Origin of the sequence: Runella sp. SP2 (assembly GCF_003711225.1) — a bacterium.
GTDB lineage: Bacteria > Bacteroidota > Bacteroidia > Cytophagales > Spirosomataceae > Runella.
The window spans coordinates 1,083,853-1,105,467 of sequence record NZ_CP031030.1 but is presented as its reverse complement, the minus strand read 5'-3'; the positions used below and the strand labels follow the sequence as shown (position 1 = coordinate 1,105,467).

Below are 21,615 nucleotides of genomic sequence, written 5' to 3'. Positions count from 1 at the left end.
CCCGAAAGTTTAAAACTTTCGGGAGGTTTTTACCGCCGTCCAAATTCAACCAAACGATAACCAATGAGTTGGTCAGCACGAGCGGCGGGTGGGCGATGATAGACAAATATTTCGTAATCGTTGGACGTACTCGAATAACTTCCTTCAAAGGCCGTATCGTTGATTTTTCCATCGGCCCCAACAGCCAAATAATAGTAATTCACAATTCCTTGTTTAATCAAAATACTAGCTTCATAGACATTTTTGGTCGCATTGTAAGTCATCCGATTAGCATCTTCCAATTGCCATAAATTGTAAGCCCCTCCCACGTACACCTGCGCATTAGGATATTGCGGACTTTGAAGCGTAAAGACTGTATTGATATAATCGGCCTCATTGGTACTATTGGCGGCATCACGGTTCAAGACTATGTATTGACCGTTAAAATCTTGTGCTTGAAAAGTAGCTCCTCCACCTACCCGCGACTGGTCAACCCGAAGGTGTGCTATGGTCTGGTCAGGCAATTGTTGAATATCGTCCACACTCATACCTACCCCGCGCGATATACGGGTATCGAACCACCGAAACTCATTCCCTCCCAGCATGTTATTGGATAAATCGAAAGGGCGGTATTCGAGTTTTTGGTCAAAAATACGGACGTTGGTTGGGCGTAGATTCGTAATCATTTTGTTCCAACGGTAGTTTTGACGAATCACAATTTTGAGATCATCTTGCGGAGAAAGAATTTCATAACCACGGTAATCAACGTCAAAATCAATCTGCTGATGCGTGCGCTGTTCTGCTATCCCCGACGACATCCGAACCTGAGCAAACACGCTTACCTTCGATTGATAGACCATAAATCGACGCGTAAATATCACTTTGGCAGGCCGCGAATCTTCGTAAACCGCCACCACATAATTCCCCGCAAGTTTTAGCCTCGGTACTTCAAAAGTATAATGGTAATACGGGATTTTGGTGTTAAACGACGCCTGATAAGTATTAATCGGGTAGTCGTTGTATTCGTACGTAAATTCAATGTCGTTCAAACCCGACGACGTCCAATCGGCGTTGCAATGAAAAATACGGTACCTCAACGTCCGATAGCGCGCTTTTAGGTCGTCAAATTCTACAATCAATGGATTCGTACTTTCAACGTTGACAACGGGCGAATAGGTAGTTCGGGCAGGGTCTTGAATATCGTTGGGAGCAGGATAAATCGCTACCGTTTTAATCGTCGTCTCATACGTACGGTCTTCGTACTGAATCGGTGGTAATTTTTGAGCCAGGGCGCTACACATCCATCCCCAACACATCAATGCTATCAAATATCTGGCCATGAGAGAAAAAATAGTGTTTACTTATTGTGTGGTAAAACTAACGGAAAATAAGTTTGATGTATATTTACTGACTCTTACTTTTTCATTAATCTTGAATTTTATACTTTTATATTGATAATTAAAACTTCTCTGATGCAGATAAGTGAATTTTATGAACAAGACTGGCTTAAAACTACCACATCCATTTTTACATCACACTTGCATTTTAAATGCAGTTTTTTTTAAAATAGCCATAATTTTATATACTTTTTCATCTGTTTTCAGTTGCCAATACCCATATTCAGAGCCTGTAAGTGAAAATGAGTCCAGTCCATTACTACCTCCAATTACTCAACTCCCACAAAAAACAATACCCTTAGATAGTCAATATTCCGTTAGAAAAGACTCCTCGAGATATTATACTCTCAACTGTATAAGTACTCGTTTTAGCGACATTAATATTTATGATGATGCCCAATTAGAAAAAAAGGCTGGGATATACACTACAGCCCCAAACTTTCAATCAACGCCTATTAACTTGGCCTTTCAATTCATCGCCCCATCAAATGATACCTTAGCTAAAAGACCTTTTGTACTTATGATTCATGAAGGCGCATATCTATTTGGTGATCTTGGAGCGGAAATGGGGAAAGCAACTTTAATGGCTCAAAAAGGATATGCCGCAGCCGCTATCAATTATAGAATTGGTTTCGAAAATGCTTCTGAAACAAATCCTTGTGGAGGCACTTCCTCTGCACTCATCAAAGCACTATATCGTTCTGTTCAGGACACCTATGCTGCAATTGCATTTTTTGTGAACAATAGCAGTAGTTTTGGAATTGATACTCAGAATATTTTCCTTGCTGGTAGCAGCGCTGGATCTATGACCATTACAGCGTTAAACTATATGGATGAAAACAACTTCGAAATACTATACCCTGGAATTACTCAAGAGTTAGGCCCTTTAAAACCAGCCAATCTTGGAAACTTTAAAATCAAAGGGTTATTGAGTCACCTAGGATATGCAATTACAGATTTGAACTTAATCAATGCTAATAACCTCAAACCTACACTAGTATTTCAGGGGGCTAATGATACTATTCTTCCCTATACTTCAGGCCCTGTCCTCAACTGCGGCAATTACTTTACTACACATGGCTCATATCCAGTAATTAGTCGATTGAAACAGCTTAACGCTCCATTTGAATGGATTGTACAACCTAATTCAGGTCACAATACAACCTATACTAATGAATATATTACAGATAGATATGCCCTTTTTATCAAACGATTGTTCTGTAATGACTTACGACAAATCTCAATTATTCAGCAAAACCAAATCGAAAATATTAAACTCTAAAAAAATGGCACAGTTCTTGTGGTTACTTAATAAAAGTTAATTCACCATGAGACAAAGTAAAATATACATCTATTATTTTATATGTTTTCTGATTAGTTCAGTACATTCATTAACCTATTCACAAAACTGTAGCCCATGCCCTCAAGTATCCATTAGAATTATAAAGGGTGCTTCTGTAATTGTAAACCCTACACCCAATTTCAACTGTATAAGTACTCGTTTCAGCGACATTAATATTTATGATGATGCCCAATTAGAAAAAAAGGCTGGGATATACACTACAGCCCCAAACTTTCAATCAACGCCTATTAACTTGGCCTTTCAATTCATCGCCCCATCAAATGATACCTTAGCTAAAAGACCTTTTGTACTTATGATTCATGAAGGCGCATATCTATTTGGTGATCTTGGAGCGGAAATGGGGAAAGCAACTTTAATGGCTCAAAAAGGATATGCCGCAGCCGCTATCAATTATAGAATTGGTTTCGAAAATGCTTCTGAAACAAATCCTTGTGGAGGCACTTCCTCTGCACTCATCAAAGCACTATATCGTTCTGTTCAGGACACCTATGCTGCAATTGCATTTTTTGTGAACAATAGCAGTAGTTTTGGAATTGATACTCAGAATATTTTCCTTGCTGGTAGCAGCGCTGGATCTATGACCATTACAGCGTTAAACTATATGGATGAAAACAACTTCGAAATACTATACCCTGGAATTACTCAAGAGTTAGGCCCTTTAAAACCAGCCAATCTTGGAAACTTTAAAATCAAAGGGTTATTGAGTCACCTAGGATATGCAATTACAGATTTGAACTTAATCAATGCTAATAACCTCAAACCTACACTAGTATTTCAGGGGGCTAATGATACTATTCTTCCCTATACTTCAGGCCCTGTCCTCAACTGCGGCAATTACTTTACTACACATGGCTCATATCCAGTAATTAGTCGATTGAAACAGCTTAACGCTCCATTTGAATGGATTGTACAACCTAATTCAGGTCACAATACAACCTATACTAATGAATATATTACAGATAGATATGCCCTTTTTATCAAACGATTGTTCTGTAATGACTTACGACAAATCTCAATTATTCAGCAAAACCAAATCGAAAATATTAAACTCTAAAAAAACACAAAAAAAGATGTGATTTTTCAATAATATTTTAGATAATTTCCAGACACTTTCAAAAGCACAAGACTATTAAACTAAAAAAATATTTACGAGTTTTTGATAAACTTTATTCTCAACCAAATTGTGACAATGGTATGCTAAAATTATCGATAGGCATACTAATAAAAACAAATATGAAAACCCTGTTGCAAAAAAATCCAACCCTGTCAATTTTAGAATCATATTCATAAAACTTAATAGTGGAATATGTACTAAATAGAGTGAGTAAGAGATATTTCCAATAAAATTAAAATACTTATTTACACTTTCTCTACCCCAAATAAAAACTCCTGTTGAAAGAAATAATATCGACGCTATCCCCCAATTTATTGGACCATGCCCTCCCCAAAAACCTGAAAGAATTTGCCAAGTACCTAATGATGTAAATAAAAAACCTATCCAAAAATAACGTTTATTCCTCAATTCAGACTCATTTCTATTCTTAAATATTAGACCTATAATCATACCGAAAACAAATTCCCAAATAATTGGGTTTGTTATAAAATTAAAGTACGTGTTATCAAAATGGGTGATTTTACAATCAAATGTAAAAGGTTTATTTAATATGGCTACAGGTAACAGAAGAGTACAAGTAAAATATACTAGCATAAAGATGTATTGCCATTTTCCCCAAAAAAAAGACAAGCAAAATATTATATAAAAATACAGTTCAAAATTAAGACTCCAACCAACGGAAAGAATCGGATAGCCAAAATGAGGCGGATCGCTAGAAGCTACTGGAAGAAATAAAAGGCTTTTTATTAAAATTTTTGCAGTATTTAAATCAAATATAATATTTTCATTAATTATTAAGATAAATAGATACAAAAGCGTTAAAAAAAAATACAAAGGTATAATTTTAATAATACGCTTCACTATAAACCTGTATGCCTTTCTTGACTTTTCCATTTCAGGCAAATCGTTATTTGAGTAAACCATAACAAATCCACTGAGAACAAAAAAAATATCTACCCCAGCTGCACCATTTGAAAATAGTAAGTCAATCACTTGTTTAAAAGAATCATTGGCAATGAGGACATGTTTAAAATGGTAAACAACTACCATAATTGAAGCAACTCCTCGTATGAACTGAATAATTGGCAACTTTTTTGCGTGTGATTTATTTTCTTTTGATATATGAAATACACCAATTCGATTATTAATCTTCATGAATTATAAGTACTGATATATTGAGCCCAAATATACAACAACAACTAAGTTATTTTTACCCTATTGGTCATTAATTTATTTAGTGGTCATATATTTTTGGGCTTATCACGAGTCAGATTTGTGATTCAAAGTACAATCCCCTTCCACATTCTTGACTTTACCTTGCCCCGAACCACAATTTGGGCGCAAACGGCCTAGCGTCTCCGACGCTCAAAACGCCAAAAGTGGTTTTCTAGCCTTCCTTCAAACTTTTTTGACCAGCTTCTACGTTTAAACTACGTTATCAAAATTTTCAATGAAAGCAGCTATTTATTCATTCATCGTTCTTATTGCTTTTGGGCTCGGTTTTAGTGCCTGCGAAGAAAAACCCCAAGAAGTGCCCGTTGGCATTCGTCGCCTCGAAAAAGAAATTTTTGCGGCAAAATCCCCCGCCGATTTATCATTGCTACTCCAGAAAAATCCAATTTTGAGAGATTACTTTGGCCTACCATCGGGCGTAGCTGACTCAATGATTACCAATCAGTTGTACCAAAATATTTCAAATCGCGACTTACAACAGTTTAGCCAAGAACTTCAAACGCAGTTTGCGGACTTGACTTTTTTACAAACCCAGCTCCAACAAGCTTTTGGACAAATCAAGGCTTCTTATCCTGATTTTAAAGCCCCCGAAATCGTCACCACCATCACGGGTTTTATGGGTACTGACCTGTACGTTTCCGACAGCATTATTGTCATTGGGCTGGATTACTTTGGTGGGCCAAAAGCCAAATACCGTCCACAACTTTTTGATTATCAGCTTCGTCGCTACCAAAAAGAATACATCGCCCCAGGGATTTTGTTTTTCATTTCTCAGAAATACAACAAAGTTCCTAACGAGGACAAAACGCTCTTGGCCGACATGATTTGGTACGGTAAAGGGTTTGAGTTTGTCAAACACGTTTCTCCCGAAACACCCGACAGCCTCATCATTGGTTATTCGGGCGAACAACTTACCGATGTCTATGCTTCTCAACAAGACATTTGGGCTTACTTCTTAGACCGTCAGCTTTTGTACCAAACCCGCGACGCCGAAAAAGAACGCTTCATAAGTGAACGCCCCGCTACCCCCGAAATCAGTCAATACTGCCCAGGCGGCATTGCCCGTTGGGTAGGTTGGCGCATTGTGGGAGCATATTTGCACAAAAAATCAAACACCACGCTGGCCGAATTGATGGCAAACACCAACGTTCGGCAGATTTTTGAAGAAGCAAATTACAAAGGACAAAAGGACGAAGAATGAACCAAGTTGTGATTACCTTTGTCATCAGATTGTCTCTTATTTAACTCACTATTCATTCATACCAATGGCTAAAGGCAGAGGAACGGGCACCGAGTTGTCGCCCGAAGATAAAAAACGTAAACTCACCAAAGAGAGCCTCCAAAAAACACTAAAGATATTTCGATTCATTCTTCCCTATCGAAGCACCTTTATCGTCGGCATTTTATTCTTGTTTTTATCCCTAACCACCAACTTACTTTTCCCAAAACTAATTGGGGAAATAACGGCGGTGATTGAAGGAAAATCGTCGTACACCATCAATCAGGTGGTACTTGTACTTGTAGGGGTTTTAATTCTGCAATCTGTATTCTCATTTGGGCGCATCTTTTTCTTCTCGATTGTCAGCGAAAAAAGCATGGCCGATATTCGTCGGACGGTATATAGCAAAATCATATCGCTGCCTGTTTCTTTCTTTGAACAACGGCGCGTGGGCGAGCTAATGAGTCGCATTACGTCCGACGTTCAATCCTTGCAAGACGTTCTCTCGTTTACCCTTGCGGAACTGTTCCGTTCGCTCGCCACGGTGGTTGTGGGTATTGGCATCATTTGCTTCATTTCGTGGAAATTGACTATTTTCATGTTGGCTACTTTCCCCGTAGCGATTGTGATTGCGATTGTGTTTGGGCGTTTTATTCGCAAACTTTCTAAAAAAGCCCAAGACGAATTGGCCGCCGCCAACGTCATTGTGGAAGAAACGCTGCAATCAGTCAACGTAGTAAAGGCTTTTACCAACGAACGCCTTGAGGTTCAACGCTATGGCAAAGCCCTCGACAACGTAGTTGTGGCTGCGCTCAAAGCGGGACGCTTCCGTGGTGGGTTCGTTTCGTTTATTATTTTTGCGTTGTTTGGTGGTATCATCGGTGTAGTTTGGTACGGTGCTACGCTCGTTCAAAGCGGCGAAATGCCACTCTCAGAGCTTATGACCTTTATTTTATATACCATGTTTATTGGTGGATCGATTGGTGGCTTGGGAGATATGTACGCCCAAATCCAAAAAACCTTGGGTGCTTCGGAGCGTCTATTGGAGATTTTGGACGAACAATCGGAAGTAGAAATTGAGTCGTCCAAAGCGGTTGTCCCCGTAAGCGGTACGATTTCGTTCCAAAACGTTAAATTCACCTACCCCACTCGTCCCGACGTAACGGTATTGAAAGATATTTCGCTTGAGGTGGCCGCAGGTCGTAAAATTGCGCTGGTGGGCTACAGCGGGGCTGGGAAGTCAACGATTGTTCAATTATTGATGCGTTATTATCAGCCCGTTGGCGGAAAAGTATTGGTCGATGGACAAGACATTCAAGGACTTGACATCACGGCTTACCGCCAAAACATCGCCGTAGTTCCGCAAGAAGTGATGCTATTTGGCGGAACCATTCGTGAAAATATTGCCTACGGAAAACCCAATGCCACCGAGGAAGAAGTCCGCGAAGCTGCCCGCAAAGCCAACGCTTTAGACTTTATTTTGTCTTTCCCTGAAGGTTTAGAAACGGTTGTAGGCGAACGTGGAATAAAACTTTCGGGTGGACAACGGCAGCGCATTGCCATTGCACGCGCTATTTTGAAAGACCCTAAAATCTTGATTTTGGACGAAGCGACCAGTTCGCTCGATGCGGAGTCGGAAAAATTGGTGCAGGAAGCCCTCGACGGATTGATGCAAAACCGAACGACAATTATTATTGCGCACCGTTTGGCGACGGTTCGCAACGTGGACTGCATTTATGTCATCAAAGATGGTACTATTTTAGAATCAGGTACGCACGACGAACTTGCCCTCAACGAAGAGGGTCTCTACGCCAATCTCATCAAGTTGCAGTTCGATTCGGCTAACCTTGCAGTTTCTTAATAAAAGTAAGTCAGGTTGCTCACAACCTGACTTACTTTACAACCTGATAAATGTGGGTCAGGATACTCATATCCTGACCTTTATTTACAATCAACTTTTCTAACCAATAAACCTCTAAACCAATGACTAGTCTGATTATTCGACTCATTATCAGCACCGTTGTGGTGATTGTTTCGAGCCGCGTGCTACAAGGGTTTTACGTAGATACGCTCACTACGTCCGTAATTGTCGCGATTGTGATGGGACTCCTCAACACCTTTGTAAAGCCCGTTTTACAGCTTTTGTCTATCCCCATTACCATCCTGACTTTGGGGTTATTTTACTTTATCATCAACATCGCCCTTGTTTACCTTTGCGCTTATTTGGTTGATGGTTTCAGCGTATCAAGCATTACAGCAGCTTTTTTATTTAGCGTAGGTTTATCATTAATTCAATGGATTGCAGGTTGGTTTTTGGACTAACCATAAAAAAAACCGTCGGCGGGTATCCGCCGACGGGTGTCGCAAAATCGCAAGATGATGTGGTTATAGTCTGTTTTTTTGAGAAGTCATTGCAACTGTTGGCTTATTTCACTTTCACGAATTTCTTGAAAGATTTATCAGCCACGGTAAATTCAAACGCGTATTCACCTGCTGGCAAGTGGCTCAAGTTAAAACGGCTACCTGCTGACAAATAACTGTTATAAATTGGTGTTCCAGCCAAATCTGAGATGGCTACGCTCATGTCGGCTACGTTTTTGTTAGAAGTTGATACTTCAAAACGATTCACACCAATCGCTTCTACTTTTGGAAGAACTGCTTCTTTGTAGCTATTCTCATCGATTTCCACGTTACCATTTTTGATGAAAAGTGTTTGTGCCGACCAGAAATTGTTGTTAGAGCAACTCATAACGTACTCACCGTTTGGAAGTGCGTTAAGGTTCAATTGAGTTGACACGCCTTCGTTCACTTCAAAAATTCCTTCGTGAACAACTACGCCGTCTATATCTTTAATTACTACATCAAGTACGCCTACATTAGGTTGGTTGATTTTTACTTCAACCTTCTTGGTGTCACGCTTTACCAATTTTACATCTTTGGTAAGGAGGTGAGTTTCTGCCGAAGCAGTTCCTGCGGTTGCAAGCATCATAGCTGCGAATACTGTCGAAAGCATTGTGATCTTTTTCATAGTGTGTTATAGTTTTTGTACCATCTTGTGCCGCTCAGTCGCGGTGACTTCGCTTTGACAATGCAAAGGTGTAAGATTTTGATTTACAAAAAAATAGGTCAAAAACACCCTCTTGATAAATTCATATCTTGGGTTTCAACCTTTTCTTAGAATAGTACAAACACTCTTTCTTCTTGACTGAAAAATTCAAACCCTACTTAGTTCAGTACAAATAAATTTTTGCTAAAAATGAAAAGTTCTTTAAATAGTACAACGAAAATAGGAAAAGTACTACATTTAATAATCCTTTTTGCTATCAAAAATGTACAAATTCGCTTTTAGGGCTACTTTTTTAAGCTACCTGTGCTGCCCTTTTCTGCATAATTTGATGGTGATGAAGGAGGTGATAAGCGGTAAAATACAACATTTCTCGGGCGGTGATTAGCCCCAAAAGTGGGTGTGGTATCGGGTACTCGTCCAGCTCTTCTTCCGACCAATTGGCTTCCACCAATTGCAACAACATTTGGTGTATTTGTACAAACTCCGCTAACAGTTGTTCCTTTGATGGTGCCATAGTCAATGGAACAAACGCTCCCGTTGCTACTCCTCCTCCACCCAACGCCGCGTCGTAAATCCCTACCATCTGTTCGTACGCTCTCGACGAATGGGGTGCTTTTCCCCATTTTTCAATAAAATACGATTTAGGTGCGCCAAAAAGACGCGCCAATGGCTGCACCGATAAAATCAGGTGCTGAACATTCTCAGCCACCGACCATACATCAGCGGCGGGTTTGGCATAAAAAATTTCGGATGTTTGGTTTTCTGAAAACACAACAACCCCTTGGACTCGCTCTTGGAGCAGTCCTTTTACTTCTGCTTTGTTCATAAAATGTGTTGTTTAATTGTTTACAAATTGATTTTCCGAAGTGCTGGATTATTATAATGGTGATTTTTGGAAGCCATCGCTTCGAGGTCTTGGGCTACTTTTTTCCAAATTGTGTCCTTGAATTTTCTCGAAAATAGGCCAAAGTGCCCTAGCCGCTTTACACGGTAGTCTTTGGGCCGAAGGGCTTCATTCATAATATCAGCATTCCGAAAATGGCGTAGTAAGGCAGGAACGGTATGCGCATTAGCAATAGGGTCGTCGGTCGTCCAGTACGATTTGATGGGTAGCCTTACTTCATCATAATAATGTTGTGGAATGGTTTTGTCTAGAAAATCAAAGAGGTAATTTTCCGAATTACACCACATACGCCATTCCATAATCAAGCCTTTGGGCAGGTCTTCCATGATTTTCATTCGCTTTGCTGGTAAGTACCCCAAAGGAGCAGTCAGCGGCGACAATATATTAAAGAAAAAATAGGCTTTCAGTCGGTACGGAAAGGTCTGACGCCACCACGTACCCGTCGAACTCGTTAGCAATACCACTCCTTTTAAAATACCATGATTAGGCATCAAGCCTAGCAATTGCCCTCCGATGCTATGGCCAATCATTAATTTGGGCCAATCGGGATAACGCTGATCCAAAAAAATCAAGACTTCGCTCATGTCTTTGGCCCAATCTTGCATCCTGATCGCCGCAAAAGCCTCTTTCTCTTTTGGCCGCGATTTTCCCATACCTCTATATTCCCAAAGACACACGATAAACCCTTGTTCGGCAAGGTAGCGGGCTAAGTTTCCGTAAAACTCTTTCCGCATTCCAGTGCCTATATTAAACTGCACCACTCCTTTGGGCTGGCCTGGATATTCATAAAGAACTGCCGATAAGTCAAAGCCATCGGCTGTCGGTATCGTGAGTGCTATTTCTTTCATTTTCAATAAAGCTGTATAGGTTGTAAGTAATAATTTTAAGCTTCAAATCGCTCAAGAGCGCGTTGATGCACATCGTGTAAAAACTGGTTATTTTGGGTCAATTTCACCATAATCCATGCTCCTTCGTATTCAACTATGGCCTGTTCAGCCAACTTTTGGGCAATCGTTGGTTCAAATTTGGAACTATATAAATGTGCCAATGCGCGTAGGTACTCTTCAAAAAACTCCCGCATTTTTGGCAAGAACTCCTGCGTAATTAGGGCGGTTTCTATCGCCATATTTCCCATCAAACAACCACCTTCTGTGCTTGCAGCAACATAAATTTGTTTCGCAATCATTTTTTCAAGGCGTTCTCGGGGCGGTAATGTTTCGTCGTAGGCAATAGAAAAAACCCTTGTGGCAAAATACTGATGGACTGTTTCAAGCACTTCCAACATCAAAGCATCTTTGCTGCTGAAATAATGATAAAAGCTCCCTTTTAACAGCCCACAAGCCACCGCAAGGTCTGACATACTTGTACGATGATACCCTTGTTTTTTGAACAAAAACAGGGCTTGTTTTACAACTTCTTCTTTGGTGACTTTCTGAACGGGCATTTGAGGTTGTTTATAGGTACCAACTCTGTCAGACGACAGTCAGACAGATACTTCTTAATACACGCTGTCAGACGATAGTCAGACAGATACATCTTGCAAACTTACTTACGGTCTGACTATCGTCTGACCTTATGGTGAGGGACTACGACTCTGTCAGACGATAGTCAGACAGATACACCACTTCTTGTAAACTACTTTCGGTCTGACTATTGTCTGACCGTGTGGTGAGGGACTACGACTCTGTCAGACGATAGTCAGACAGATACACCACTTCTTGCAAACTACTTTCGGTCTGTCTATCGTCTAACCTTATGGTGAGGGACTACGACTCTGTCAGACGACAGTCAGACAGATACACCACTTCTTGCAAACTACTTTCGGTCTGACTATCGTCTGACCGCGTGGTTTACAAAGGTGAAAAAACAAATCTATTTTACCAAACGTTCGTTTGGTAAAATTTCAGAACCCTTCTTTTACCTTCTTAAAAATCATGGCTAACGTTCTGTTTTTAGCTTAATGTTAAAACTTTCGGGTACATTTTGAGGTTATCAATACAGTTTGACGCCTATTTTTGTAGGATACAAATTAACAAGCATGTCACTTCATCAACTAAATCGAATCATTTGGATAGTTCTTTTGGCGGCTCATGGCGTTGTCGCTCAGAAATCGTACCTGCTACGCCCCGACCGCATTTTTGATGGGCAAGAAATTCGCGAAAATTGGCATTTACTGGTCGTAAACGATAAAATAGTAGCCGTAGGCGATGCCAAATCAATAACCGCCTTACCCCAATCTTCCAAAGCTGAAATTATTGAGTTGAAAGGATGTACGTTACTTCCTGGCTTTATCGAAGGACACTCCCACTTATTTTTACACCCTTACAACGAAACAACTTGGGACGACCAAGTGCTCAAAGAAGCACGTTCTCTTCGTACTTCACGAGCGGTTGTTCACGCAAAAAAAACATTAATGGCAGGGTTCACGACCGTGCGTGACTTAGGCACAGAAGGGGCTGAGTTTGACGATGTTGGGTTAAAACAAGCCATTCAACAAGGAATTATCCCAGGCCCACGTATGATTATTGCCACCAAAGCCCTGATTGCCACGGGAAGTTACGCACCCAAAGGTTTTAGTACCGATGTAACCGTACCCCAAGGCGCAGAAGAAGCCGACGGCCGCGACCCGCTCATACGCGCCGTACGAAATCAAATCGGAAAAGGAGCCGATGTCATCAAGATTTATGCCGATTATCGGTGGGGTTTGATGGGTGAAGCCCGCCCTACTTTTTTGATTGACGAAATCAAACTTATTGTAGAAACCGCACAGAGTAGCGGCCGCCCCGTCATTGCCCACGCGGGAAGTGTCGAAGGGATGCGTAGGGCGATTTTGGGTGGATGCGAAACCCTCGAACACGGCGATGCAGGTACGCCCGAAATCTTTGCGCTGATGAAAGAAAAGGGCGTTGCACTCTGCCCTACCTTGGCCGCAGGCGATGCCATTACGCAATACCGAGGTTGGAAAAAAGGCATTGAACCCGAACCTGAAAGAATCAAAAACAAACGAAAGACATTCCAACAAGCCCTAGATGCGGGAGTTACGATTTGTTTCGGGGGTGACGTAGGTGTTTTTACTCACGGAGACAATGCCCGTGAAATGGAAATGATGGTCGATTATGGCATGAAACCCCTCGACGTGCTGCGTTCGGCGACGTCGGTCAACGCCCGCGTTTTCCACCAAGAACAACTAGGTCAAATCAAAACAGGCTTTTTGGCTGATTTAGTGGCGGTTGAAGGACGCCCTGACGTTCGGATAAACGACGTTCGCAATGTCAAATTGGTCATCAAAAATGGAGAAATTCAACATTAGTAAAGGTCTTAGTACCCTACTTTTTTAACAACATTAGAACTCCGCAAACAACGTATATCAATACTAATTTTGCGAAAAACGTTTAAAAAAAGTAGGTTTTCACTAAGAAAATCCGAAATTTTTTCGGAAAATTGTAGCTTAGTCCAAATCCATCTAATATTCATAAATACCCACTGTATGTCAGATAAAGCACAATTAATAGTAGAAGGAAAAACCTATGAATTTCCTACCATCGAAGGGTCGGAAAAAGAAAAAGCCATCGACATCAACACTCTTCGTGATACCACAGGATATATAACGATTGACAGTGGTTATAAAAACACGGGTGCAACCAAAAGTGCCATTACATTTTTGGACGGAGAAGAAGGGATTTTGCGGTATCGTGGATACTCAATTGAAGAACTCGCGGAAAAAGCTACTTTTTTGGAAGTAGCCTACCTATTAATTTACGGAGAGCTTCCAACGCAAGCCGAATACGAGGCGTTTGAGCATAAAATTCGTGTCCATACGATGGTAAACGAAGATATGCGCAGAATTTTCGATGGCTTCCCCGTAAACGCTCACCCGATGGGCGTGTTGTCGTCGTTAGTAAGTGCCATGAGCGCTTTTTACCCAGATTCGTACGACGAAAAAGCCCCTGATAGCACAGAACTTCATATCATTCGTTTGTTGGCTAAATTGCCAACTATTGCTACTTGGTCGTTCAAAAAATCACAAGGCCACCCAGTAAATTATCCTAAGAATGAGTTGGACTACTGTTCTAACTTCCTTCACATGATGTTTGCGTTGCCTGTGGAAGAATACAAAGTAGATCCAGTTGTTTCAAAAGCTCTCAACAAATTGTTGATTCTCCACGCCGACCACGAACAAAACTGTTCTACTTCAACCGTTCGTTTGGTAGGGTCTTCAAAAGCCAACATTTACTCTTCTATCTCAGCAGGTATTTGCGCCTTATGGGGACCACTCCACGGCGGTGCTAACCAAGAAGTAATCGAAATGTTGGAAGACATCAAAGCCGACGGCGGTGATGTGGCGAAATACGTGGACATGGCGAAAAACGCGAAAACAAGCGGTTTCCGTTTGTTTGGTTTTGGCCACCGTGTTTACAAAAACTTTGACCCACGTGCGAAAATCATCAAAAAAGCAGCGGATGACGTATTGTCGAAATTGGGCGTAAACGATCCAGTATTGGAAATCGCCAAAGGTTTAGAAGAAGCCGCCCTTCACGACCCATACTTCGTGAGCCGTCGCTTGTATCCAAACGTTGACTTCTACTCAGGTATCATTTACCGTGCCTTGGGTATTCCAACCAACATGTTTACCGTGATGTTTGCGATTGGTCGTCTTCCAGGTTGGATTGCACAGTGGAAAGAAATGCGTACCAACAAGGAGCCCATTGGCCGCCCACGTCAGATTTACACTGGTGCTACTCCTCGCGATTTTGTTCCCATGAACGAGCGCTAGAATGTCTCCATTTTAATAAAAAAGCGTTGATGGTGGAGTCACTGTCAACGCTTTTTGTTTATGCTTAACAATGATATTTCTATTCGCGTTTAATTTTGCCTAGTTAATTGATTCTAAATAGGAAACAATGAATTTGAACTTCAACAAAGATTTGGCTCAAAATTATTCAAAGAAATCTCAAATTACCCGAGTTTTAAGTGAAAATTGGGTGTTGAAAAACTCCTATTGTCCTAAATGTGGTATTACGCCCTTACAAGAGTTTGAAAATAATCGACCTGTTGCAGACTTTTATTGCAAAAATTGCACAGAAGAATTTGAGCTAAAAAGTAAATATCAAAAAATTGGCAATTTGATTGTAGATGGTGCTTACTCAACAATGATTGAAAGAATTAATTCAGAGAACAATCCTAATTTTTTCTTCTTATCGTACACAAAACAATTGGCAGTAAGTAATTTCGTAATTATTCCTAAGCATTTTTTTTCTCCTCAAATAATAATTCCAAGAAAGCCCTTATCTACCAAGGCAAAAAGAGCAGGTTGGGTAGGTTGTAATATTGATATTTCCCAAATTTCTGAATTTGGAAAAGTATTTATAGTCAAAAACAGTCAAATTATTAACCCCGAAATTGTCAAAAAGGCATTCAACCAGACTTTATTTATTAGAACTAAAGACACGAATGCAAAAGGCTGGCTATTAGATATTTTGAAGTGTATTGATTCCGTAAAAAAAGAAAATTTTATTCTTGAAGACGTTTATCAATTTGAGGGCATTTTAAAGGAAAAGTATCCAAACAACCGATTTATAAAAGATAAAATAAGACAACAATTACAGATTTTAAGAGACAAAGGAATTATTGAATTTAATGGGCGTGGTCACTACAAAAAATTAAAAAATGAAAGTATTTAAAATTGAGATTAAAGAAACTCTTGCACAGATAGTTGAAATCGAGGCCAACACTGTTGAAGAAGCTATTGATAGAGTACATAAGAAGTACAAAAATGAGGAAATTGTCTTAGATTGGAGCAACCACGTTGCAACTCAAATAGATGAATATAGTGAATAATCAATTTTTGATAAGTTACAATTCAATATAAATAAAGACATTGTCGAATGGCAAAAGTAAAAACAGCCTATTTCTGTCAAAACTGTGGCCACCAAGCTACAAAATGGATGGGGCGTTGCCCATCTTGTGGTGAGTGGAATACTTTGGTAGAAGAAGTCATTGAGAAAGAAGACAAAAAAGGGCCATTGGCTCAGTGGAAATCGGTGAGCTTAGCCCCCAAACCGAAAGCCATCAACGAAATAAAATACGAAGAAGAGCCTCGCATCGTCACTTCCGATGCCGAGCTTAATCGCGTTTTGGGAGGTGGAATTGTGTTAGGTTCATTGGTATTGATTGGAGGTGAACCTGGTATTGGGAAATCAACGTTGATGCTCCAAATTGCCCTTACACTTACCCAAAAAGTGCTGTACGTTTCGGGAGAAGAAAGCGAATCGCAAATTAAAATGCGGGCGGAGCGTTTGAGTAGTAAAAACAACAATTGCTTTATCCTTACCGAAACCTCCACCGACAATATTTTCCGCCAAATCGAAGAATTTGACCCCGATGTACTCATCATTGACTCCATCCAAACCATGCAATCGTCGCTGATTGAGTCAGGCGCGGGTAGTGTGTCGCAGGTGCGTCAATGCGCGGCCGAATTAATGAAATATGCCAAAGAAAGCGGCGTTCCCGTGTTTATGATTGGGCATATTACCAAAGATGGAAATTTGGCAGGGCCCAAAACCCTCGAACACATGGTGGACACCGTGCTGCAATTTGAGGGCGACCGCCATACCACTTACCGCATTTTGCGCACGACCAAAAACCGTTTTGGTAGCACCTCCGAACTGGGAATCTACGAAATGCTGGGGTCGGGACTTCGTCAAGTAACCAATCCTTCCGAAATTTTAATCTCCCAACGAGAAGAGCACCTCAGCGGCATTACGATTGGGTCAATGCTAGAAGGAAATAGACCCTTAAAGATTGAAATTCAGTCGCTTGTGAGTGTCGCCAACTACGGAACACCTCAACGAAGCAGTACAGGTTTTGATAACAAACGCCTACAAATGTTGTTGGCGGTACTCGAAAAACGAGGCGGTTTTCGGTTAGGAACGCAAGATGTTTTCCTTAATGTAGCAGGCGGCCTTCGCGTCGAAGACCCCGCCATCGACTTGGCAGTCGTTACGTCTCTTGCTTCTTCCTACGAAGATTCTTATGTCCCCCCTTCCATCTGTTTTGCGGGGGAAGTCGGGCTGGGTGGCGAAGTACGGGCCGTGAATCGAATCGAAGGGCGAATTGCGGAAGCTGAAAAGCTCGGTTTTAAGAAAATTTACATATCCAAATACAATGTTAAAGGGTTGATTTTCAAAAACTACAACATCCAAATTATCCCCGTTGCAAAACTTGATGAGGTTTTTGGGGAAGTTTTACGATAAAGTGCCCTTTTACACCTTTACACCGATGTCACGCTATTTTTTAGGCTATTTTCTTTCAATAGGTTTACTTTTTGCAAGCTGTCAGTCAACGGATGATTCGAATTCGGAGCAGCAACAAGAAGAAACAAAAACGGTTGCCCTCAACGAAGCCTTTGTCAAAGAGCTGGGCTTTCCTGCTACTGTTTTGTACTTAGGGCTAGATAAACCTTCGGATACTACGGTCACGGCACCAGCTCAAACCAAAGCCCCCAAACAGATGGTTTATGTGCAAGGCGGGGTTGTACAGATTGGCTCCGACGATGGTCATCAGCACGAACGTCCCTCTTTTTGGGCCAAAGTAGCTCCCTTCTACATTGACGAACATCCCGTTACGGTAAAAGAATTTCGGGCATTTGTGGAAGCGACCAATTACAAAACCGAAGCCGAAAAATTTGGCAACGGCGGTATTATTGATGAGTCAACGCAGCAACAATGGATTCTGAAAGACGGTGCCAACTGGCATCATCCAATGGGAACAGACTTCCCTGCTGCACCTGATAATCATCCTGTTACGCAAGTGTCTTGGAACGATGCTAACGCTTACGCCAAATGGGCTGGCAAACGCCTACCTTGCGAAATAGAATGGGAACACGCCGCCCGCAACGCCAACAATAGCCGCACGTTTTACCCCTGGGGCAACGACATTCAGACGGGAGGCAAGTACAATGCCAACATTTGGCAGGGCAAATTCCCCGTCAAAAACTTCAACGAAGATGGTTTTTTATACACTTCGCCCGTGGGAAAATTTGGTAAAACGCCCCTCGGCCTCACTGACATGAGCGGGAACGTTTGGGAATGGCAGTCGAACTTAAAATTCAACTACGAAGCGTTATTTAGAATGCCCGTTCGCGAGGGGGATATTTCGGCCGAACGGGCTCAACGCGGTGGTTCATTTTTGTGTGAACCCACTTGGTGTCACGGGTATCGGGTATCAGGGCGCTCGTCGTCATCACCCGAAACCAGCCTTTTTCACGTCGGTTTTCGTTGCGTGAAAGATATAAAGTAAGTTTGCAATATCTATTTTTGATACAATTCCAATAGCTTTTTCGACTCATTGTCCCAATTGTATTTTTCTTTTATTGCATTACGGCCATTTTCCCCCATTTTTTTTAAATTTTGGGGATTTTCAATGCACCTAATCAGCTGTTCTGCCAACGCACCTGCATCATACGGATTGACACAGAATCCACATTGACTTCCATCAACAACGTGGGTTAACAAAGGTAAATCGGACGTAATGACAGGCAAAGACAACGCCATGTAATCAAACAATTTGGTAGGATAAGAATCGATATAATCGCCGACGGGCTTGAGCAGCGCGATGCCTGCCAATGCCTCACGGGCGTACACAAACGCCTGTTTTTGCGACTGATACCCGTAAAAAATCAAATTATCTTTGACTTCTTGGTAGCCTTCCAATTGAGTCACGTTAGGGATACGTACGGGGCCAAACAGCTGAACACGAACCGAAGGGTATTTCTTTTTGACAACAACAATTGCTTTTACAAGCGTATCAAACGCCCTTTCAACACTTATAACACCCGCATAAAAAAAGGTAGGTTGGTCAAGATTTGGAACGGGTGGCGGCACTAAAAGCCACTCAGAAGCAGCAAAATTGTGAACTACCGCATAGGGTTTCGTCAGGTTCTGGTATTCATTGAGGTAAGCGTCTTCGGTAAAAACAATCTTGAACTGTTTACGAGCTTTTTGGTCAAAAAATTGAAAAAGGCGCACCCAAAGCCAGCCTCGGTTATAGGTTTTGAGTGGAATTTTTTTGTATAAATTTTCTTGTACTTCGTAAATCACCTCTGCTCCAAACCACTGAAAAACAAAGGCTAACGGCAATAATTCAGCTACAAAAATGTGAACGAATTGCGGGCGGGTTCTCAGAAAATGAAGCAATATCACGGGGTGAGCTACCAAGACTCGCTGCCAAATTCGTTTGAAAAAAGGAAGTCGAACGTTAAAAAAATCATCCGAAACAGGCTGCTCGGGTAAAAGTACCTGCACTTCAAAGTGCTGACGTAAACTTGATGCAATTTTCCCCACAATCCGAGGATCGGTGGCGGGATGAACCGTACTTACTAAAAGAACACGCGGAGGAGAAGTGACGTCTTGCATCTTGCAAATATGCGCTAATCCGCCTATTTTTGAAAAAAGAACCTTTTTTTAACTAACCTATGATCAATGAAAGCACTCACCAAAACCATCTTGGGGGTGGTTGCTGTAGCATCAACTTTTCAATCGCTTGCCCAGCCTTCACCTAAATTTTCACCGCGTATGTCTTTACCCACCTCTGACAAAATTGTAGTTTACCAAATTTACACCCGCCTCTTTGGCAACCTAAAAACCACCAACAAATTTTACGGAAGTCGCGACGAAAACGGCGTTGGAAAATTCAACGACATTAACGACAAAGCCCTCACTTCGCTCAAAAAGTTCGGCATTTCACACGTTTGGTTCACGGGCGTTATTGAGCACGCTACCATGACCGATTATTCGGCCTTTGGAATCCCAAAAGACAATCCGTACGTGGTCAAAGGAATTGCGGGTTCGCCCTATGCCATCAAGGATTATTACGACGTCAATCCCGATTTGGCCGTTGACGTACCAAACCGAATGAAAGAGTTTGAAGCCCTCGTAGAGCGGTCACACAAAGCTGATTTGAAGGTAATTATCGACTGCGTCCCTAACCACGTCGCGCGGCAATACCATTCGGACGTCAAGCCCAAAGGCGTCAAAGATTTTGGGGAAGAGGATAACAAAAACGTCTCATTTGACCCTCAAAACAACTTTTATTACCTCCCAAATCAAGCGTTTCAAGTACCCGACAACGTTCCAATTCCACCAGGGGTAGAAGCGTTTCCGTATGCCGAAAATCCCGCCAAAGCGACTGGGAACGACGTTTTTGCGGCAAAACCAAGCATCAACGACTGGTTTGAAACCATTAAACTAAACTACGGGGTTGATTACCTCAACGGCCGCCAAAAACACTTTGACCCCATTCCGAGTACGTGGCTAAAAATGAGAGATATTTTGCTGTATTGGGCGCAAAAGGGCGTCGATGGTTTTCGGTGTGACATGGCCGAAATGGTGCCTTTTGAATTTTGGGGTTGGGTAATTCCCGAGGTAAAAAAGGTCTATCCAAATCAAATCTTCATTGCCGAAATCTACAATCCTGCCGAATACCATAATTATCTTTTCAACGGAAAATTTGACTACCTCTACGACAAAGTAGGTTTGTACGACTCACTCCGCCGACTGATGGAAGGTCACGGACATACGGGTGACATCACGCGGGTATGGCAAAACGAATCGGGTAATTTTAGCAATCGAATGCTTCGTTTCCTCGAAAACCACGACGAACACCGCATTGCTTCCACTTATTTTGCTAAAAATCCATTTTACGCCATTCCTGCCATGGTCGTTTCGGCTACACTCCACACGGGGCCGCTGATGCTCTATTTTGGTCAAGAAGTAGGCGTAAAACCAACGGTCGCTGAAGGTTTTTCGGGGGAAGACGGTCGCACAACAATGTTTGATTATTGGGGCGTACCCGAATACCAAGCGTGGATTAACGGTGGAAAATTTGACGGAGGGAAACTTTCTCCCGAACAAAAAACGCTGCGTAAATTTTACCAAGATTTACTGAAACTGACCAATACTTCGGACGCGATTCGGAACGGTGCCTTCTATGATTTGCAATACGCTAACGGTCAATATGCGGGTTATAACAACGCCAAAATGTTCACGTACCTTCGCCATACCGACAAACAAAAACTCCTGATTGTCTGCAACTTTGACTTACAAAATGGCGCAAAAACAACGATTCAAGTACCTGCTCACGCGTGGGAAACGATGGGGCTTTCGGCCACGGGAAATTATACGTTAAAAGAAATCTTTATGCACCCCGAAACCCTTACAGTAGAAGCTCAAAACGGCGTTTCGGTAGAATTGGAAGCCAACAGCGTACGGATTTTTGAAATCAAAAAAGTGAAATAAGGTATTACCCCAGCCCTTCTCCTTTCTGGAGAAGGGCTTTTTTAA

Annotated in this window: 19 protein-coding genes; 12 read left to right on the top strand and 7 right to left on the bottom strand. The window is 41.6% G+C overall.

Annotation, left to right across the window (positions count from 1 at the left end; translation table 11 throughout):
- Positions 1 to 29 precede the first annotated feature (29 nt).
- Positions 30 to 1,319 (bottom strand): DUF5103 domain-containing protein, encoded by a 1,290-nt coding sequence (locus DTQ70_RS04650; protein WP_122929733.1) that lies wholly within the window; start codon positions 1,317 to 1,319, stop codon positions 30 to 32.
- Between the two features lie 151 nt (positions 1,320 to 1,470).
- Between DTQ70_RS04650 and DTQ70_RS04645 the strand changes: the two genes are divergently transcribed.
- Positions 1,471 to 2,658, top strand: coding sequence for an alpha/beta hydrolase (locus tag DTQ70_RS04645; RefSeq protein WP_122929732.1), 1,188 nt, complete (start codon positions 1,471 to 1,473; stop codon positions 2,656 to 2,658).
- 46 nt (positions 2,659 to 2,704) lie between these two features.
- Positions 2,705 to 3,793, top strand: a complete 1,089-nt coding sequence (locus DTQ70_RS04640) for an alpha/beta hydrolase (protein ID WP_122929731.1) — start codon at positions 2,705 to 2,707, stop codon at positions 3,791 to 3,793.
- Positions 3,794 to 3,868: 75 nt separating this feature from the next.
- Here DTQ70_RS04640 and DTQ70_RS04635 read toward each other — a convergent pair whose 3' ends face one another.
- Entirely contained in the window at positions 3,869 to 5,008 is a 1,140-nt protein-coding gene (locus tag DTQ70_RS04635; RefSeq protein WP_122929730.1) for an acyltransferase, read from the bottom strand.
- A gap of 295 nt (positions 5,009 to 5,303) precedes the next feature.
- On the opposite strand from DTQ70_RS04635, the gene DTQ70_RS04630 reads away from it, so the two are divergent.
- From DTQ70_RS04630 to DTQ70_RS04620, 3 genes are all read left to right on the top strand, one after another.
- On the top strand, positions 5,304 to 6,287 hold the full coding sequence (locus DTQ70_RS04630; RefSeq protein ID WP_122929729.1) for a gliding motility protein: 984 nt from the start codon (positions 5,304 to 5,306) through the stop codon (positions 6,285 to 6,287).
- A gap of 64 nt (positions 6,288 to 6,351) precedes the next feature.
- On the top strand, positions 6,352 to 8,166 hold the full coding sequence (locus DTQ70_RS04625; protein WP_122929728.1) for an ABC transporter ATP-binding protein: 1,815 nt from the start codon (positions 6,352 to 6,354) through the stop codon (positions 8,164 to 8,166).
- Positions 8,167 to 8,288: 122 nt separating this feature from the next.
- Complete coding sequence (locus DTQ70_RS04620; protein WP_122929727.1) at positions 8,289 to 8,627, top strand: phage holin family protein; 339 nt, start codon at positions 8,289 to 8,291, stop codon at positions 8,625 to 8,627.
- Positions 8,628 to 8,730: 103 nt separating this feature from the next.
- Here the strand turns inward: DTQ70_RS04620 and DTQ70_RS04615 are convergent, their stop codons facing one another.
- The 4 genes from DTQ70_RS04615 to DTQ70_RS04600 all read right to left on the bottom strand — a co-directional run bounded on the left by DTQ70_RS04615 (position 8,731) and on the right by DTQ70_RS04600 (position 11,720).
- Positions 8,731 to 9,333: a hypothetical protein gene (locus tag DTQ70_RS04615; RefSeq protein ID WP_164489869.1), complete on the bottom strand. Its 603-nt coding sequence runs from the start codon at positions 9,331 to 9,333 to the stop codon at positions 8,731 to 8,733.
- Between the two features lie 331 nt (positions 9,334 to 9,664).
- Positions 9,665 to 10,198 carry a DinB family protein gene (locus tag DTQ70_RS04610; protein ID WP_122929725.1) on the bottom strand — a complete coding sequence of 178 codons (534 nt, stop codon included), beginning with the start codon at positions 10,196 to 10,198 and terminating at the stop codon, positions 9,665 to 9,667.
- A gap of 20 nt (positions 10,199 to 10,218) precedes the next feature.
- Positions 10,219 to 11,124: an alpha/beta fold hydrolase gene (locus tag DTQ70_RS04605; protein WP_122929724.1), complete on the bottom strand. Its 906-nt coding sequence runs from the start codon at positions 11,122 to 11,124 to the stop codon at positions 10,219 to 10,221.
- 35 nt (positions 11,125 to 11,159) lie between these two features.
- The gene (locus tag DTQ70_RS04600; protein ID WP_122929723.1) at positions 11,160 to 11,720 is read right to left on the bottom strand and encodes a TetR/AcrR family transcriptional regulator; all 561 of its coding nucleotides are present in this window, start codon (positions 11,718 to 11,720) and stop codon (positions 11,160 to 11,162) included.
- 594 nt (positions 11,721 to 12,314) lie between these two features.
- On the opposite strand from DTQ70_RS04600, the gene DTQ70_RS04595 reads away from it, so the two are divergent.
- The 6 genes from DTQ70_RS04595 to DTQ70_RS04570 all read left to right on the top strand — a co-directional run bounded on the left by DTQ70_RS04595 (position 12,315) and on the right by DTQ70_RS04570 (position 18,574).
- Positions 12,315 to 13,586 carry an amidohydrolase family protein gene (locus DTQ70_RS04595; RefSeq protein ID WP_122929722.1) on the top strand — a complete coding sequence of 424 codons (1,272 nt, stop codon included), beginning with the start codon at positions 12,315 to 12,317 and terminating at the stop codon, positions 13,584 to 13,586.
- A gap of 177 nt (positions 13,587 to 13,763) precedes the next feature.
- Positions 13,764 to 15,050 (top strand): citrate synthase, encoded by a 1,287-nt coding sequence (locus tag DTQ70_RS04590; protein WP_122929721.1) that lies wholly within the window; start codon positions 13,764 to 13,766, stop codon positions 15,048 to 15,050.
- A 127-nt stretch (positions 15,051 to 15,177) separates the two neighbouring features.
- Positions 15,178 to 15,957 carry a DpnI domain-containing protein gene (locus tag DTQ70_RS04585; RefSeq protein ID WP_122929720.1) on the top strand — a complete coding sequence of 260 codons (780 nt, stop codon included), beginning with the start codon at positions 15,178 to 15,180 and terminating at the stop codon, positions 15,955 to 15,957.
- Entirely contained in the window at positions 15,944 to 16,114 is a 171-nt protein-coding gene (locus tag DTQ70_RS04580; protein WP_122929719.1) for a DpnD/PcfM family protein, read from the top strand. The genes DTQ70_RS04585 and DTQ70_RS04580 overlap by 14 nt, the downstream gene beginning before the upstream one ends.
- 47 nt (positions 16,115 to 16,161) lie before the next feature.
- A complete protein-coding gene (gene radA / locus DTQ70_RS04575) occupies positions 16,162 to 17,529 on the top strand; it encodes a DNA repair protein RadA (protein ID WP_028522199.1) in 1,368 nt (455 codons plus the stop codon).
- A 25-nt stretch (positions 17,530 to 17,554) separates the two neighbouring features.
- The gene (locus tag DTQ70_RS04570; protein WP_122929718.1) at positions 17,555 to 18,574 is read left to right on the top strand and encodes a formylglycine-generating enzyme family protein; all 1,020 of its coding nucleotides are present in this window, start codon (positions 17,555 to 17,557) and stop codon (positions 18,572 to 18,574) included.
- Positions 18,575 to 18,585: 11 nt separating this feature from the next.
- Here DTQ70_RS04570 and DTQ70_RS04565 read toward each other — a convergent pair whose 3' ends face one another.
- Positions 18,586 to 19,689, bottom strand: coding sequence for a glycosyltransferase (locus DTQ70_RS04565; RefSeq protein WP_122929717.1), 1,104 nt, complete (start codon positions 19,687 to 19,689; stop codon positions 18,586 to 18,588).
- Between the two features lie 159 nt (positions 19,690 to 19,848).
- On the opposite strand from DTQ70_RS04565, the gene DTQ70_RS04560 reads away from it, so the two are divergent.
- Positions 19,849 to 21,570, top strand: a complete 1,722-nt coding sequence (locus DTQ70_RS04560) for an alpha-amylase family protein (RefSeq protein WP_409050436.1) — start codon at positions 19,849 to 19,851, stop codon at positions 21,568 to 21,570.
- Positions 21,571 to 21,615 lie beyond the last annotated feature (45 nt).

What these genes read in the sequence shown, in the direction of transcription:
- DTQ70_RS04580 (WP_122929719.1), top strand. Translation starts at nt 15,944, where the DNA reads ATGAAAGTATTTAAAATTGAGATTAAAGAAACTCTTGCACAGATAGTT.
- DTQ70_RS04635 (WP_122929730.1), bottom strand. Translation starts at nt 5,008, where the DNA reads ATGAAGATTAATAATCGAATTGGTGTATTTCATATATCAAAAGAAAAT.
- DTQ70_RS04610 (WP_122929725.1), bottom strand. Translation starts at nt 10,198, where the DNA reads ATGAACAAAGCAGAAGTAAAAGGACTGCTCCAAGAGCGAGTCCAAGGG.
- DTQ70_RS04565 (WP_122929717.1), bottom strand. Translation starts at nt 19,689, where the DNA reads ATGCAAGACGTCACTTCTCCTCCGCGTGTTCTTTTAGTAAGTACGGTT.
- DTQ70_RS04620 (WP_122929727.1), top strand. Translation starts at nt 8,289, where the DNA reads ATGACTAGTCTGATTATTCGACTCATTATCAGCACCGTTGTGGTGATT.
- DTQ70_RS04640 (WP_122929731.1), top strand. Translation starts at nt 2,705, where the DNA reads ATGAGACAAAGTAAAATATACATCTATTATTTTATATGTTTTCTGATT.
- DTQ70_RS04625 (WP_122929728.1), top strand. Translation starts at nt 6,352, where the DNA reads ATGGCTAAAGGCAGAGGAACGGGCACCGAGTTGTCGCCCGAAGATAAA.
- DTQ70_RS04630 (WP_122929729.1), top strand. Translation starts at nt 5,304, where the DNA reads ATGAAAGCAGCTATTTATTCATTCATCGTTCTTATTGCTTTTGGGCTC.
- DTQ70_RS04590 (WP_122929721.1), top strand. Translation starts at nt 13,764, where the DNA reads ATGTCAGATAAAGCACAATTAATAGTAGAAGGAAAAACCTATGAATTT.
- DTQ70_RS04585 (WP_122929720.1), top strand. Translation starts at nt 15,178, where the DNA reads ATGAATTTGAACTTCAACAAAGATTTGGCTCAAAATTATTCAAAGAAA.
- DTQ70_RS04645 (WP_122929732.1), top strand. Translation starts at nt 1,471, where the DNA reads ATGAACAAGACTGGCTTAAAACTACCACATCCATTTTTACATCACACT.
- DTQ70_RS04560 (WP_409050436.1), top strand. Translation starts at nt 19,849, where the DNA reads ATGTCTTTACCCACCTCTGACAAAATTGTAGTTTACCAAATTTACACC.
- radA (WP_028522199.1), top strand. Translation starts at nt 16,162, where the DNA reads ATGGCAAAAGTAAAAACAGCCTATTTCTGTCAAAACTGTGGCCACCAA.
- DTQ70_RS04615 (WP_164489869.1), bottom strand. Translation starts at nt 9,333, where the DNA reads ATGAAAAAGATCACAATGCTTTCGACAGTATTCGCAGCTATGATGCTT.
- DTQ70_RS04600 (WP_122929723.1), bottom strand. Translation starts at nt 11,720, where the DNA reads ATGCCCGTTCAGAAAGTCACCAAAGAAGAAGTTGTAAAACAAGCCCTG.
- DTQ70_RS04605 (WP_122929724.1), bottom strand. Translation starts at nt 11,124, where the DNA reads ATGAAAGAAATAGCACTCACGATACCGACAGCCGATGGCTTTGACTTA.
- DTQ70_RS04650 (WP_122929733.1), bottom strand. Translation starts at nt 1,319, where the DNA reads ATGGCCAGATATTTGATAGCATTGATGTGTTGGGGATGGATGTGTAGC.
- DTQ70_RS04570 (WP_122929718.1), top strand. Translation starts at nt 17,555, where the DNA reads ATGTCACGCTATTTTTTAGGCTATTTTCTTTCAATAGGTTTACTTTTT.
- DTQ70_RS04595 (WP_122929722.1), top strand. Translation starts at nt 12,315, where the DNA reads ATGTCACTTCATCAACTAAATCGAATCATTTGGATAGTTCTTTTGGCG.